Source organism: Pedobacter sp. 05T44 (assembly GCF_056395985.1).
This window is the reverse complement of the sequence record NZ_JBFTKO010000029.1, coordinates 22,725-38,523: the sequence shown is the minus strand read 5'-3', so window position 1 is coordinate 38,523 and position 15,799 is coordinate 22,725. Positions and strand designations below refer to the sequence as shown.

Sequence of the window (15,799 nt, the reverse complement as noted above, 5' to 3'; positions counted from 1 at the left end):
TGGTTATACAAAGGATTTTCCAGTAGAAAAATTCTATAGAGACAGTAAATTGTGTACTATTGGAGAAGGAACTTCAGAAATTCAGAAAATAGTTATTGCAAGAGAAGTTTTAAAACATTAGATTAGTGTAACAAAATAAAAGAGAATATTCTAACCAAATATAAAACCAATTAATCCGGCATATTTAAATATGCCGGATTTTTGTTTTTAAAGAGCTTACTTCTATTTTATGGATATGATACGGTCGACTACATAAGGGCTGTAACCTCTCCAGGGAAGTGTGCTGACATATTCCTTATAGTGTAATTCAAATGTTTTTCCACTGTTCATCATCATTTTTTCGGCGATGGCTTTGTCATCAACAGAGAACTCAAATTCATTTGATTGTATGGTGCCGGTTTGTTTGGATCGGAGCCCTGTTTGGATCAGTTTGCCTTCGTAGGTTTTAAATACATAACCTTTTCTTACAACATAGTTCAGCTCGCCAGCTTTAACGCCATCGCCAAACACAAAATAATAACGGTAATAAATGAATCCTGACAGGATAACAATTATTATAGCAAGAGTAATAAACAGCGGCTTTTTAGATTTCATGATAGATTTGTTTTTATATTAAAAATAAGTATAAAAAGTGTACCACGTATTTTCAAATCCAATATTATTAATAAATTAAACATAGTGTTTTGATTATCAAATGAAATACCTATCTTTGCAGTCCTAAAAACAACGAGAGGAGGTATTTTACGTTATGATCATTATTAATATTAAAGACGGTGAATCACTAGATAAAGCGTTAAAACGTTTCAAAAAGAAATTTGAAAAAACAGGAGTGTTAAGAGAATTACGTAGCCGCCAAGCTTACGAGAAAAAATCTGTAGCACGTCGTACATTAGTGAAACACGCTATTTATAAGCAAAATATGCAACTAGAAGGAACAATATAGTTCTTGTAGTTTAACATAATAATATTAAAAGCCATCAATTGTTTGATGGCTTTTTTTGTTCAAATAAAAAGGAATTGTTAAGATAATGTTTTGTATATTCACTCTATCGAGCAATACAAATAGTTTCTATGACTGTTGAACAATTTCTAACATATCTCCAGCACGAGAAGCGATATTCTCCACACACAGTCCAGTCCTACAGAACCGACCTGATTCAGTTTAGAGATTTTATGCTCCAAACATTTGAACTGTCACTTAATGAGGTGGCCTATATCCATGTAAGGAATTATATGGTTTGGCTGATGGAGGAAGGTGTTACCGAGAATTCTATAGGAAGGAAGCTATCTACCCTGCGCAGTTTTTATAAATACCTTGTTCGCGAGCAAATAGTTCAATCGAGCCCTATGGCTCTCGTAAAAGCTCCTAAAGCCCCTAAGCGCCTTCCTGTATTTGTGGACGACCAAAAGCTGGATCTGCTTCTTGATTCTGAAGAGTTTTTTGATGGAAGCTTTTCATCAGTAAGAGACCGGTTAGTTATCGAAGCATTATTTGGAACCGGTATGCGGCTTGCAGAATTGCTGACCTTGAAGGAATCTGACATTAACTTTTACGACTCAAATATCAGGGTTTTGGGAAAAAGAAATAAAGAGCGGATAGTTCCGATAAGCAAACCACTTGAGGATCAGCTAAGAACCTACATTGAATTAAAAACATTACAAAAATTTGATAACAAAACGGAAGGCTTATTCGTTACAGATAAAGGAGCGGATGCATATCCTAAATTAATATACCGAATAGTTCAGCGTTATTTAAGTTTCATTTCAACGCAGGATAAGAAGAGTCCACACGTGTTGCGCCATTCTTACGCCACCAGTTTGTTGAATAGGGGGGCAGACTTAAATGCAATAAAAGAATTGTTGGGGCATGCAAGCCTGGCCGCTACTCAGGTTTATACCCACAATTCAGTAGAAAGATTAAAATCAATATATAAACAAGCCCATCCAAAGGCATAAAAAAGAGGAGGAAAATATGAAAATTACAGTTCAATCGATCCATTTCAATGCAGACCAGAAGTTATTAGATTTCATTCAAAAGAAAGTAGATAAGCTAGATCAGTTTTTTGATCAGATTATCAGTGGCGAAGTTTATTTAAAATTAGAGAATGTAGATGATGAAGCCAATAAAATAAGTGAGATTAAATTGATCGTACCGGGCGGAACAATGTTCGCAAAGGAACAGTGTAAATCATTTGAAGAGGCCACAGATTTAGCAATTGAGTCGTTAAGGAAGCAAATTACCAAACATAAAGACAAGACGAGAATAAAATTAAGTGAACATAAGGCAATTTTAAACGCGAATGAAGTATCTGATTATTAGGTACATATTTTAGCGATATTTTAATATTGAATTGGCGGAGTAAGTTTCGCCAATTTTTTTTTGAAATAAATTTTGCGTCTATCATAAATTCTTGTAGATTTGCATTCCATTTCAGAGAGGGCGTTACCTCAACAACTAAAATGGAATGTTCTATGAAAGATTAATATTATAAGATTTGTTGCTTCGTTTGTAAGCAGCACATGATATAAGCCTCCTTAGCTCAGCTGGTAGAGCAACTGACTTGTAATCAGTAGGTCATTGGTTCGATCCCGATAGGAGGCTCTTTTTTTGGGGGGATACCAGAGTGGCCAAATGGGACAGACTGTAACTCTGTTGTCGCAAGACTTCGAAGGTTCGAATCCTTCTCCCCCCACAATAAAGAAGCGGAAGTAGCTCAGTTGGTAGAGCGATAGCCTTCCAAGCTATAGGTCGCGAGTTCGAACCTCGTCTTCCGCTCTTAAATGGAAAAAGGTGGGCAGTCGGCAGGGATTGTGAAAATTGATTCTAAAAGGAATTAAATAATAAGCTGCTAGAGATTAAAAGCCGAAGTAGCTCAGCGGTAGAGCACTTCCTTGGTAAGGAAGAGGTCGTGGGTTCAAGTCCCATCTTTGGCTCAAAAAAATAAAAATAGGCTTTGTTGAATCTGTTTAAACGCAGGGTGAACAAGGTTTTTTGTATTGAATTGTATCAAAACAATAAATAAATAAAAAGTTATAACCTACTAATAAGTATAAAAACATGGCAAAAGAAAAGTTTGACCGCAGCAAGCCGCACTTAAACATCGGCACAATCGGTCACGTTGACCACGGTAAAACAACCTTAACAGCAGCTATCACTAAAGTGTTATCTGATGCTGGTTTATCTGAGGCGCGTTCATTTGATTCAATTGACTCAGCTCCTGAGGAAAAAGAAAGAGGTATCACCATTAATACAGCACACGTTGAGTATTCAACTGCTAACCGTCACTATGCACACGTTGACTGTCCAGGTCACGCGGATTATGTGAAAAACATGGTTACTGGTGCTGCACAAATGGATGGAGCTATCATTGTTGTAGCTGCTACAGATGGTCCGATGCCACAAACTCGTGAGCACATTCTATTGGCTCGTCAGGTAGGTGTTCCTTCGTTGGTAGTATTCATGAATAAAGTGGATATGGTTGACGATCCTGAGTTATTAGAATTAGTAGAAATGGAAGTTCGTGAATTGTTATCATTCTATGAATTCCCTGGTGATGATATTCCTGTTATTCAAGGTTCAGCTCTTGGTGGTTTGAACGGAGATCCGAAATGGGTAGCTAAAATCATGGAATTAATGGATGCTGTTGATAGCTACATTCCAATTCCTCCACGTTTAACTGATCTTCCATTCTTAATGCCTGTTGAGGACGTATTCTCGATCACTGGTCGTGGTACTGTTGCGACTGGTCGTATTGAGCGTGGTGTAATCAACTCTGGAGATCCAGTTGAGATCTTGGGTATGGGTGCAGAAAATCTTAAATCAACTGTAACAGGTGTTGAGATGTTCCGTAAGATCCTTGATTATGGTGAAGCAGGTGATAACGTAGGTTTATTGTTACGTGGTATTGAGAAAACTGATATCCGTCGTGGTATGGTTATCTGCAAACCAGGTTCAGTAACTCCTCACACAGATTTCAAAGCTGAGATCTATGTGTTATCAAAAGCAGAAGGTGGACGTCACACTCCATTCTTTAACAAATACCGTCCACAATTCTATTTCCGTACTACAGACGTTACTGGTGAGATTACACTAGCTGAAGGAACTGAAATGGTTATGCCAGGTGACAACGTTACTATCAATGTTAAATTGATCAACGCAATCGCAATGGAAAAAGGTCTACGTTTCGCTATCCGTGAGGGTGGTAGAACAGTAGGTGCTGGTCAGGTAACTGAAATTGTAAAATAGTTCTTAGGTATCCAAAAGATACCGGACAAATTTATAAAGCAAAGTACTTGGGCTTTAACAGCCTGAGTACTTTGTTCTAATAGCAAAACGATTCGCTTGGAAGAGCGAAAATTATACACGGGAATAGTTCAACGGTAGAATAGAGGTCTCCAAAACCTTTGATCAGGGTTCGAATCCTTGTTCCCGTGCAAAAAATTAATTATGGCTAAAGTAGTTCAATTTGTTAAAGAATCATATGAAGAAATGACCCAGAAGGTTACCTGGCCTACATGGGGAGAATTGCAAAATTCTGCAGTGTTGGTTTTGGTAGCGTCGCTTATTATTGCATGTGTTATTTTTGCAATGGATAAGGGTTCTACATTCGTTTTGGATACTTTTTATAAATCACTTTCTAATTAATATAGCTAAATGAACGATCAGTTGAAATGGTATGTAGTTAGGGCCGTTAGTGGAAAAGAGAAGAAAGTAAAACAGTATATTGATTCTGAAATTAGCCGTTTAGGGTTTTCACATTTGGTTCCTCAGGTTTTAATACCGATGGAGAAATATTACCAAATGAAAGACGGGAAAAAAATTGCAAAAGAGCGCAACTTTTATCCTGGCTATGTTTTAATTGAAGCTATTTTAGATGGTGAGTTAGAACATATTATTAAGAATGTTAATAGCGTTATTGGTTTCTTAGGAGATAAGGGCGGAAATCCTGTTCCTATGCGCCAAGCGGAAGTTAACCGTATTTTAGGCAAAGTTGATGAGATGAGCCAACAAAGCGAGATCATGAACGTTGCTTATTATGTTGGAGAGAACGTTAAAGTAATGGATGGACCGTTTAACGGTTTTACCGGCGTTATTGAAGAGGTTAACGAAGAGAAAAAGAAATTAAAGGTTATGGTTAAGATCTTCGGAAGAAAAACTCCGTTAGAACTTAACTATATGCAAGTAGAAAAGGAATAGAATAAAGATCTTAATTGTTACATGCTTCCAACATTTTAACATTGAGTATTACAAATTAACAAAAACAGAAAATGGCAAAAGAAGTCAGTGCACTTGTTAAATTACAGATCAAGGGTGGAGCTGCAAATCCATCGCCACCAGTAGGACCTGCTTTAGGTGCTAAGGGGGTGAACATAATGGAGTTTTGCAAACAATTCAATGCTCGTACCCAAGATAAGCCTGGTAAAGTATTACCTGTTGTAATTACTGTTTATGCTGACAAGTCTTTCGAATTCATCATCAAAACCCCTCCGGTTGCTATCCAGTTAAAGGATGCTACTAAATTACAGAGTGGTTCTGCTGAGCCCAACCGTAAAAAAGTTGGTTCGGTGACTTGGGATCAGGTTAAGTCAATTGCTGAAGATAAAATGACTGATTTAAATGCTTTCACTATCGAATCGGCAATGAGTATGGTTGCCGGTACAGCACGCAGTATGGGAATCACCGTTAGCGGTGATGCGCCTTGGACAAATTAATTAACAAATAACAGTTTACAACAGTGGCTAAATTAACAAAAAATCAAAAAAAGGCACATGCTAAACTAGAATCTGGTAAAACGTATTCTTTAAAGGATGCGGCTGCTTTGGTTAAAGAAATAACTACTACTAAATTTGATGCATCGGTTGATATCGATGTTAGTTTAGGTGTAGATCCACGTAAAGCCAATCAAATGGTACGTGGTATTGCAACTTTACCACATGGTACAGGTAAAACTGTACGTGTTTTAGTTCTTTGTACTCCTGATAAGGAAGAAGAGGCTAAAGCGGCTGGCGCAGATTTTGTAGGTTTAGACGAATATGTAGCCAAGATTGAAGGTGGATGGACTGATGTTGACATTATTATCACTACTCCTGCTTGTATGGCAAAAGTAGGTAAACTGGGCCGCGTTTTAGGTCCACGTAACCTTATGCCAAACCCTAAATCAGGTACTGTAACTAACGAAGTTGGTAAAGCAGTAACTGATGTAAAAGGCGGTAAGATTGATTTTAAAGTTGACAAAAGTGGTATTATACACGCTTCAGTAGGAAAAGTATCATTCCCAGCAGATAAAATATATGAAAATGCTTTAGAAGTTCTTCAAGTAATTTCTAAGCTAAAACCATCTGCTGCAAAAGGAACTTATTTTAAGAGCATACATGTTTCTTCAACTATGAGTCCTGGAATTGCAATCGAAACTAAATCAGTAGCGGGGATCTAATTATGAACAGAGAAGAAAAACACGAAGTCGTTTCGGCTCTTCAAGTGAAGATGCAKGAATTCGGTAATTTTTATATTGCCGATACATCAAGCTTATCTGTTGAGAAAGTAAACAGTATCCGTCGCAAATGTTTCGAAAGTGGGATTGAAATGCAGGTTGCTAAAAATACTTTAATCAGAAAAGCGATTGAAGGATTAGAAGGCGATGCATCAGAGATCTTTGTTGCGCTTAAAGGCCAATCAGCATTATTATTCTCAACAGTAGGTAATGGTCCAGCTAAGCTGATCAAAGCCTTGAGAAAAGGATCTGATAAACCTCAGCTTAAAGCTGCATATATCGATTCAACGGTATTTATTGGTGACAACCAATTAGATACTTTAGTAAGCTTGAAATCAAGAGAAGAGCTTATTGGAGATATCATTGGATTATTACAGTCACCAGCTAAAAACGTTATTTCGGCTTTACAGTCTGGCGGTAACAAAATTGCAGGAATTGTTAAAACTCTTCAAGAAAGAGAAGGTTAAGGACACCTTAAAAGTTCATATTAAACAAATTATTTTTACGTAAATTTTTAAAATCTATAAAAATGGCAGATTTAAAAGCGTTTGCTGAGCAATTGGTAAACTTAACAGTTAAAGAAGTTAACGAATTAGCTCAAATCTTAAAAGACGAGTATGGTATTGAACCAGCTGCTGCTGCAGTTGCTGTTGCAGGCCCTGCTGGTGATGCTGCTCCTGCGGCTGAAGAAAAATCAACTTTCGATGTAATCTTGAAAGAAGYTGGTGGTCAGAAATTAGCAGTTGTTAAATTGGTAAAAGATTTAACTGGTTTAGGTTTGAAAGAAGCTAAAGACTTAGTTGATGGTGCACCTAAAGAATTAAAAGCTGGTGTTGCTAAAGACGAAGCAGAAGCTTTGAAAAAACAATTAGAAGAAGCTGGAGCTGTAGTTGAAATTAAGTAATCACTTAATTTTAATATAACTTTAACCATAGACTCCGACTGTATAGTCGGAGTCTATACCTGTTTATAAACATTTCATCTTGTTTGGTTGGTGGAATTGTTTAACGGCTAACCAAACAAATAGTTTATTCTTAAAGTAAATTAACTTTAGTCCATTGGCAAATAAAGTCGACCAAAGAGTAAATTTTGCACGTAGTAAGCATATCATAGATTACCCAGATTTTCTAGATGTGCAGTTGCAATCATTCAGAGAATTTTTTCAGATCGAGACAACTTCAGATAACCGTCACACTGAGGGTTTATTTAAGGTGTTTGCTGAAAACTTCCCAATCACCGATTCAAGAAACATCTTTGTTCTTGAGTTCCTTGATTATTTTATTGACCCACCACGTTATGATATACCTGAGTGTATTGACCGTGGGTTAACTTATAGTGTTCCATTAAAGGCAAAGCTTAAGCTTTCTTGTAATGATGCTGAACACGAAGATTTTGAAACGATCATTCAAGATGTATATTTAGGAACCATACCTTATATGACTCCTAAAGGTACTTTTGTGATTAACGGCGCAGAGCGTGTAATTGTTTCTCAGTTACACAGGTCTCCGGGTGTGTTCTTCGGTCAAAGCCGTCACACTAACGGAACTAAGCTTTATTCTGCCCGTGTAATTCCTTTCAAAGGATCTTGGATTGAGTTTGCTACCGACGTAAATAACGTCATGTATGCATACATCGATCGTAAGAAAAAGTTCCCGGTTACCACCTTATTGCGTGCCATTGGTTACGATTCTGATAAAGATATCCTTGAATTGTTTGACTTAGCTGATGAGGTTAAGGTTAGCAAATCGGGATTGAAGAAATATATCGGTCGTAAGCTTGCTGCAAGAGTATTAAGAAAATGGGTTGAAGATTTTGTTGATGAAGATACTGGTGAGGTAGTTTCTATAGATCGTAATGAAGTGATCTTAGACAGGGATACTGTTTTAGAAGATGACCATATTGATATGATCATTGATGCTGGTGTTAAAACTATTATCTTATCTAAAGATGATGGTGCAAGCCAGGCTGATTATACCATTATATATAATACATTACAAAAGGATACTTCTAACTCTGAAAAAGAGGCTGTTGAAAACATCTATCGTGCTTTGCGTAATGCAGAACCACCTGATGAGGAAACTGCAAGAGGTATTATCGAGCGTTTGTTCTTCTCGGATAAACGTTATGATCTAGGTGATGTAGGTAGGTACCGTATCAACCGTAAGTTGAAAATGGATACTCCTGATCACGTAAAGGTTTTGACAAAAGCTGATATTATTGCTATTGTTAAATATCTGATCAAGTTGATCAACTCTAAAGAAGAAGTGGATGATATTGATCACTTGTCGAATCGTCGTGTTCGTACAGTAGGTGAGCAATTATACGCTCAATTTGGTGTTGGTTTAGCACGTATGGCGCGTACTATTCGTGAGCGTATGAACATTCGTGATAACGAGGTATTTACTCCAACAGACTTAATTAATGCCCGTACGTTATCGTCGGTTATTAACTCTTTCTTTGGTACTAACCAGTTGTCTCAGTTCATGGACCAGACAAATCCTTTGGCAGAGATTACGCACAAGCGTCGTTTGTCAGCCTTAGGCCCAGGTGGTCTTTCACGTGAGCGTGCTGGTTTCGAGGTGCGTGACGTTCACTATACTCACTACGGTCGTTTATGTACAATTGAAACTCCAGAGGGACCAAACATCGGTTTGATCTCGTCTCTTTGTGTGCATGCGAAAATAAACAACTTAGGTTTTATTGAAACCCCTTATAAAAAAGTAGATAATGGTGTTGTGTCTGTTGATGAACCGGTTATTTACCTTTCTGCTGAGGATGAAGATGGTAAAACAATTGCACAAGCAAATGCTGAGTATGACGATAAAGGTAATTTCACTACTCCTCGTGTAAAAGCACGTTATGAGGGTGACTTCCCGATTATTGAGCCTGAGAAATTAGACTTAATGGACGTGGCACCTAATCAGATTACTTCAATCGCTGCTTCTTTAATTCCTTTCCTTGAGCATGATGATGCGAACAGGGCATTGATGGGATCAAACATGCAACGTCAGGCTGTACCTTTGTTACGTCCTGAGGCTCCAATTGTCGGTACAGGTTTAGAAGGTCGCGTAGCCCGCGATTCAAGAACTTTGATCAATGCTGAAGGTGATGGTGTTGTTGAATATGTTGATGCAAATGAGATCACTATTAAATATGTAAGAAACGATGGAGATCGTTTAGTATCGTTTGAAGGTGATAGCAAAACTTATAAATTAATCAAATTCAAGAAAACCAACCAGAATACTTGTATCAACTTGAAACCAATCGTTAAGAAAGGTCAGAAAGTTGTTAAAGGACAAGTGCTTTGTGAAGGTTATGCTACTGAAAATGGTGAGTTGGCATTAGGAAGAAACTTAAAAGTTGCTTTCATGCCTTGGCAAGGATATAACTTTGAGGATGCGATCGTAATTAACGAGCGTATTGTTCGTGAAGATATCTTTACTTCATTACACATCGAAGAATTTGAATTGGAAGTACGTGATACGAAACGCGGGGAAGAGGAATTAACACCAGATATCCCTAACGTTTCTGAAGAAGCTACTAAAGATTTAGATGAGAACGGTATTATCCGTATCGGTGCTGAAGTTAAAGAAGGCGATATCCTTATCGGTAAAATTACTCCGAAAGGAGAATCTGATCCTTCACCGGAAGAGAAATTACTGCGTGCGATATTTGGAGATAAAGCTGGTGATGTTAAAGATGCATCATTAAAAACTCCTCCATCTATTAAAGGTGTTGTAATTGATACTAAGTTATTCTCTAGAGCTAAGAAAACTACTAAAGCTGAGGAAAAATCAGCAATAGAAAAATTAGACAAGAGATATGAACTTGCCACTACAAATCTAAAAAATGAGCTTGTAGATAAATTATTCCAGATTGTAAACGGTAAGACATCTCAAGGTGTGTACAATGTTTATAAGGAATTGTTATTCCCTAAAGGAGCTAAGTTTACTCAAAAGAGTTTAGCCGATTTAGAATATGCGCACATTAATCCATACAAATGGACTACTRATGATGACAAGAATGAGCAGATCAAATTGTTATTGCACAACTATGGTATTCGTGTAAACGAAGAACTTGGTGCTTACAAACGTGATAAATTTGCGATTAGTGTGGGTGATGAGCTGCCATCAGGTATTGTTCAAATGGCTAAGGTTTATGTAGCTAAAAAGCGTAAGTTAAAAGTAGGTGATAAGATGGCTGGTCGTCACGGTAATAAGGGTATTGTAGCTCGTATTGTACGTGATGAAGATATGCCATTCTTAGAAGATGGAACTCCTGTTGATATCGTGTTGAACCCACTTGGTGTACCTTCACGTATGAACCTTGGTCAGATCTATGAAACTGTATTGGCATGGGCCGGTAAAGAATTGGGTGTTAAATTTGCTACTCCAATTTTTGATGGTGCTAAGCACAATGAGGTTGAAGACTGGATCGCAAAGGCTGGATTACCTGCTTCTGGAAGAACCTACTTAAATAACGGTTTAACAGGTGAGAAATTTGATCAACCAACAACTGTAGGTATTATCTACATGTTGAAATTAGGACACATGGTTGATGATAAGATGCACGCTCGTTCTATCGGACCATACTCACTAATTACACAACAACCATTGGGTGGTAAAGCTCAATTTGGTGGTCAGCGTTTTGGTGAGATGGAGGTTTGGGCACTGGAAGCGTTTGGTGCTGCCAACATTCTACAAGAGATATTAACCGTTAAATCGGATGATGTTATCGGTAGAGCTAAAACTTACGAAGCGATTGTAAAAGGCGAAAACCTTCCTACACCGGGTGTACCAGAATCGTTCAACGTATTGGTGCATGAGTTACGTGGATTAGGTTTAGATATTACGTTAGACTAAGTATATAGTATTAAGTAGTTAGTAATTAGATAGGCTAAGCGCCTGGTTCTAAATACTAACTACTAAGTACTAGTTACTAAAACAAAAGAGCTATGTCTTACAAAAAGGATAATAAATTAAAAAGCAATTTCACATCGATCACCATTAGTTTGGCATCGCCTGAGGCTATTTTAGAGCGCTCAAGTGGTGAGGTGTTGAAACCTGAGACCATCAATTATCGTACTTACAAACCTGAACGTGATGGTTTGTTTTGCGAGCGTATTTTTGGTCCTGTGAAAGATTACGAATGTCATTGCGGTAAATACAAGCGTATCCGTTATAAAGGTATTGTTTGTGACCGTTGTGGTGTTGAGGTAACTGAAAAGAAAGTACGTAGAGAGCGTATGGGACATATCAACCTGGTGGTTCCTGTTGCGCATATCTGGTATTTCCGCTCACTGCCAAATAAAATCGGTTACTTATTAGGTTTGCCTACTAAAAGATTAGATCTGATCATTTACTACGAGCGTTATGTAGTAATTCAACCAGGTTTAATGGCTGAGGAAGGTATTCAGTATATGGATTTCCTTACTGAGGAAGAATATTTAGATATTCTTGATAAATTACCTAAAGAGAACCAATACCTGGATGATAAAGATCCTAATAAATTCGTAGCCAAAATGGGTGCTGAAGCATTAGAGGATTTATTAAAACGTATTGATTTAGATACATTATCATATAACTTACGTCACCAGGCTGCTAATGAAACTTCTCAACAACGTAAAAACGAAGCATTAAAACGTTTACAGGTTGTTGAAGCATTCCGTGGCTCAAGATCACGTATTGAGAATAATCCAGAGTGGATGATCATTAAGATCGTTCCGGTTATTCCACCAGAATTGCGTCCATTAGTACCTCTTGAAGGCGGTCGTTTCGCGACTTCTGATTTAAATGATCTTTATCGTCGTGTTATTATCCGTAACAATCGTTTGAAACGTTTGATCGAGATCAAAGCTCCGGAAGTAATTTTACGTAACGAAAAGCGTATGTTACAGGAAGCTGTTGATTCGTTATTTGATAACTCACGTAAGGTAAACGCTGTAAAAACTGAAGGTAATCGTGCTTTAAAATCTCTTTCAGATATCCTGAAAGGTAAACAAGGTCGTTTCCGTCAGAACTTATTAGGTAAACGTGTGGATTATTCTGCTCGTTCTGTAATTGTTGTAGGGCCTAACCTTAAATTACATGAATGTGGTTTACCTAAAGATATGGCTGCCGAGCTATTCAAACCATTTATCATCCGTAAGATGATAGAAAGAGGTATCGTTAAAACAGTAAAATCTGCTAAGAAAATTGTAGACAGAAAAGATCCACTAGTTTGGGATATTCTTGAAAATGTTTTAAAAGGACACCCTGTATTACTGAATCGTGCGCCTACATTGCACAGATTGGGTATACAATCTTTCCAACCTAAATTGGTTGAAGGTAAAGCAATTCAATTACACCCGTTAGTTTGTACCGCATTTAACGCGGATTTTGACGGTGACCAGATGGCAGTACACTTACCATTAGGGCACGCCGCAATATTAGAAGCACAAGTATTAATGCTTGCTGCACACAACATTCTAAACCCTGCAAACGGTACTCCTATTACTGTACCTTCACAGGATATGGTTTTGGGTCTTTATTATATTACTAAAGGCCGTAGAACTGATGCAGGACGTGTAGTTAAAGGACAAGATTCTATATTCTATTCTCCTGAAGAGGTAATCATTGCTTACAATGAGAAACAAATTGATCTTCACGCATTTATTAAAGTTAAAGTAAATGTTAAAATTGAGGACGGATCTATTGTTAATAAATTGACAGAAACAACGGTTGGACGCGTACTATTTAATCAAATGGTTCCTGAAGAAGTTGGTTATATCAATGAATTGTTAACTAAAAAATCTTTAAGAGACATTATTGGTGAGGTAGTAAAAATCACTGGTATGGCTCGTGCATCAAGATTCCTTGATGATATTAAAGAATTAGGTTTCCAAATGGCATTCAGAGGAGGTTTATCGTTTAACTTACAAGACGTAAACATTCCTGTTGAAAAACATACTTTATTAGAGCAAGCTTCTGCAGAAGTTGAAGAGGTAAGGAATAACTATAACATGGGATTCATTACCAACAACGAGCGTTACAATCAAATTATCGATATCTGGACTCGTATCAATAACCGTTTGACATCATTCGTGATGAACCAGTTATCGAACGATAACCAAGGATTTAACTCTGTATACATGATGTTGGATTCTGGTGCCCGTGGTTCGAAAGAACAGATTCGCCAGTTGTGCGGTATGCGTGGTTTGATGGCAAAACCTCAAAAATCAGGTTCTGGTGGTGAGATTATCGAAAACCCGATCTTATCTAACTTTAAAGAAGGATTATCGGTACTAGAATACTTTATCTCTACTCACGGTGCTCGTAAAGGTTTGGCGGATACGGCGTTAAAAACTGCCGATGCTGGTTACTTGACACGTCGTTTACATGATGTGGCACAGGATATGATCGTTAATTCTGAGGATTGCGGTACATTGAGAGGTATGTATACCACTGCATTGAAAGACAATGAAGATATCGTTGAGCCATTATATGACAGAATTTTAGGACGTATCTCGCTGCATGATGTATTCAATCCATTGGATGGAGCACTATTAGTGGGAGCCGGAGAGGATATTGACGAAGAGATTGCTAAAACAATCGAAGAGTCTCCACTTGAAGGTATTGAAATACGTTCTGTATTAACCTGCGAAAATCAAAGAGGTGTTTGTGCCCTTTGTTATGGACGTAACTTAGCAACTGGTAAACGTGTTCAAAAAGGTGAAGCTGTGGGTGTAATTGCTGCACAGTCAATCGGTGAGCCGGGTACGCAGTTAACACTACGTACATTCCACGTGGGTGGTACTGCATCGAACATTGCTGCTGAATCTCAGATTATGGCGAAGTTTGATGGTATTATCGAATTTGAAAACGTTCGTACAGTTGAGAATGATACTGAAGATGGAGTAAAACAAATTGTTTTAGGCCGTTCAGGTGAGTTCAAAATTGTTGAACCGGAAACGAATAAGATTATCATGACCAGTAACATTCCTTATGGTGCATTCTTGTACGTAGAGGATGGAGCTAAAATTACTAAAGGTGACAGGATTTGTTCGTGGGATCCATATAATGCTGTAATTATCTCGGAATTTGCCGGTAAAATCGAATTTGATGCAATTATCGAAGGTGTAACCTTCCGTGAAGAGTCAGATGAGCAAACTGGTCACAGAGAAAAAGTAATTATTGACACACGTGACAAAACTAAAAACCCTTCTGTAAGAGTTGTTGATAAAAAAGGTGAACTAATCAGAGGATATAACATTCCTGTAGGTGCTCACATTGCAATTGATGAAGGTGATGCTGTTAAAACAGGTCAGATCTTAGTTAAAATACCTCGTGCTACTGGAAAAACAAGGGATATTACGGGTGGTTTACCGCGTGTAACTGAGTTATTCGAAGCACGTAATCCATCTAACCCTGCTGTAGTAACAGAAATTGATGGTGTGGTAACTTTAGGTGGTGTGAAACGTGGTAATCGTGAGATGACTATTGAATCTAAAGACGGTGAGATTAAAAAATACCTTGTTCCATTGTCTAAACACATCCTTGTACAGGATAATGACTTTGTGAAAGCTGGTATGCCATTATCTGATGGTTCTATCTCGCCTGCTGATATCCTTGCAATTAAAGGCCCTGCGGCTGTACAAGAATATCTTGTTAATGGTATCCAAGAGGTTTATCGTTTACAAGGTGTGAAAATCAATGATAAACACTTTGAGGTTATTGTACACCAAATGATGCAGAAAGTACATATCGAAGATCCGGGTGATACCAGTTTCCTAGAGAATAACTCTGTAGATCGTTGGGACTTTATGATCGAGAATGATGAGATCTATGACAAAAAAGTTGTAGTAGAAGCTGGTGATTCAAACACAGTTAAACCTGGTCAGATTCTTTCTTTACGTAAATTAAGAGACGAAAATTCTCAATTGAAACGTAAGGATTTGAAGYAAATTGAAGTTCGTGATGCAAGACCTGCAACTGCGAGTTCAGTGCTGCAAGGTATAACACGTGCATCATTAGGTACGAAATCATTTATCTCTGCAGCATCATTCCAGGAAACAACAAAAGTATTGAACGAAGCAGCTATTGCTGGTAAACGTGACAGTATGCTTGGACTAAAAGAAAACGTAATTGTTGGACACTTAATCCCTTCAGGTACTGGTGTACGTGGATATGAGCGTATCATTGTTGGTTCTCAGGAAGAATACGATAAATTGTTAGCTTCTAAACAAGAAGAAATAGAGGCTTAATTTTTAAATACATTTTTCTACAAGTCCCCCTTCTTTAAAAGTTGGGGGACTTTTTTTATACTATAAA

Annotated in this window: 14 protein-coding genes and 5 tRNA genes; 18 read left to right on the top strand and 1 reads right to left on the bottom strand. The window is 37.7% G+C overall.

Features of this window, described 5'->3' with window-relative positions; all coding sequences use genetic code 11:
* On the top strand, positions 1–121 hold a 121-nt coding region (locus AC1DDK_RS25230), incomplete at its 5' end, for an acyl-CoA dehydrogenase family protein (protein ID WP_477634162.1).
* A 101-nt stretch (positions 122–222) separates the two neighbouring features.
* On the opposite strand, the gene AC1DDK_RS25225 is transcribed toward AC1DDK_RS25230, so the two are convergent.
* Complete coding sequence (locus AC1DDK_RS25225) at positions 223–594, bottom strand: hypothetical protein (RefSeq protein WP_048907304.1); 372 nt, start codon at positions 592–594, stop codon at positions 223–225.
* Between the two features lie 154 nt (positions 595–748).
* Between AC1DDK_RS25225 and rpsU the strand changes: the two genes are divergently transcribed.
* The 17 genes from rpsU to rpoC all read left to right on the top strand — a co-directional run bounded on the left by rpsU (position 749) and on the right by rpoC (position 15,732).
* Positions 749–943, top strand: coding sequence for a 30S ribosomal protein S21 (rpsU, locus tag AC1DDK_RS25220; RefSeq protein ID WP_008243148.1), 195 nt, complete (start codon positions 749–751; stop codon positions 941–943).
* Positions 944–1,071: 128 nt separating this feature from the next.
* Positions 1,072–1,956, top strand: coding sequence for a tyrosine-type recombinase/integrase (locus AC1DDK_RS25215; protein ID WP_172661229.1), 885 nt, complete (start codon positions 1,072–1,074; stop codon positions 1,954–1,956).
* Between the two features lie 16 nt (positions 1,957–1,972).
* A complete protein-coding gene (gene hpf, locus AC1DDK_RS25210) occupies positions 1,973–2,320 on the top strand; it encodes a ribosome hibernation-promoting factor, HPF/YfiA family (protein ID WP_048907302.1) in 348 nt (115 codons plus the stop codon).
* A gap of 209 nt (positions 2,321–2,529) precedes the next feature.
* A tRNA-Thr gene (locus tag AC1DDK_RS25205) sits at positions 2,530–2,602 on the top strand.
* Between the two features lie 8 nt (positions 2,603–2,610).
* A tRNA-Tyr gene (locus tag AC1DDK_RS25200) sits at positions 2,611–2,693 on the top strand.
* A 10-nt stretch (positions 2,694–2,703) separates the two neighbouring features.
* Positions 2,704–2,776 (top strand) — tRNA-Gly (locus AC1DDK_RS25195).
* Positions 2,777–2,862: 86 nt separating this feature from the next.
* Positions 2,863–2,934, top strand: a tRNA-Thr gene (locus tag AC1DDK_RS25190).
* A gap of 124 nt (positions 2,935–3,058) precedes the next feature.
* Entirely contained in the window at positions 3,059–4,246 is a 1,188-nt protein-coding gene (gene tuf / locus AC1DDK_RS25185) for an elongation factor Tu (RefSeq protein WP_048907301.1), read from the top strand.
* Positions 4,247–4,363: 117 nt separating this feature from the next.
* Positions 4,364–4,434: transfer RNA gene (locus AC1DDK_RS25180), tRNA-Trp, on the top strand.
* Positions 4,435–4,447: 13 nt separating this feature from the next.
* Positions 4,448–4,645: a preprotein translocase subunit SecE gene (gene secE, locus AC1DDK_RS25175; protein WP_108206554.1), complete on the top strand. Its 198-nt coding sequence runs from the start codon at positions 4,448–4,450 to the stop codon at positions 4,643–4,645.
* A 9-nt stretch (positions 4,646–4,654) separates the two neighbouring features.
* Positions 4,655–5,197, top strand: a complete 543-nt coding sequence (nusG, locus tag AC1DDK_RS25170; RefSeq protein ID WP_048907300.1) for a transcription termination/antitermination protein NusG — start codon at positions 4,655–4,657, stop codon at positions 5,195–5,197.
* A 71-nt stretch (positions 5,198–5,268) separates the two neighbouring features.
* Positions 5,269–5,712 carry a 50S ribosomal protein L11 gene (gene rplK / locus AC1DDK_RS25165; RefSeq protein WP_008243137.1) on the top strand — a complete coding sequence of 148 codons (444 nt, stop codon included), beginning with the start codon at positions 5,269–5,271 and terminating at the stop codon, positions 5,710–5,712.
* 23 nt (positions 5,713–5,735) lie between these two features.
* On the top strand, positions 5,736–6,434 hold the full coding sequence (rplA, locus tag AC1DDK_RS25160) for a 50S ribosomal protein L1 (protein ID WP_048907299.1): 699 nt from the start codon (positions 5,736–5,738) through the stop codon (positions 6,432–6,434).
* A gap of 2 nt (positions 6,435–6,436) precedes the next feature.
* Complete coding sequence (rplJ, locus tag AC1DDK_RS25155; protein WP_477634161.1) at positions 6,437–6,958, top strand: 50S ribosomal protein L10; 522 nt, start codon at positions 6,437–6,439, stop codon at positions 6,956–6,958.
* A 62-nt stretch (positions 6,959–7,020) separates the two neighbouring features.
* Positions 7,021–7,395, top strand: coding sequence for a 50S ribosomal protein L7/L12 (rplL, locus tag AC1DDK_RS25150; protein WP_477634160.1), 375 nt, complete (start codon positions 7,021–7,023; stop codon positions 7,393–7,395).
* A gap of 154 nt (positions 7,396–7,549) precedes the next feature.
* Positions 7,550–11,353, top strand: coding sequence for a DNA-directed RNA polymerase subunit beta (gene rpoB, locus AC1DDK_RS25145; protein ID WP_477634159.1), 3,804 nt, complete (start codon positions 7,550–7,552; stop codon positions 11,351–11,353).
* Positions 11,354–11,445: 92 nt separating this feature from the next.
* Positions 11,446–15,732, top strand: coding sequence for a DNA-directed RNA polymerase subunit beta' (rpoC, locus tag AC1DDK_RS25140; protein ID WP_477634158.1), 4,287 nt, complete (start codon positions 11,446–11,448; stop codon positions 15,730–15,732).
* Positions 15,733–15,799: the final 67 nt, after the last annotated feature.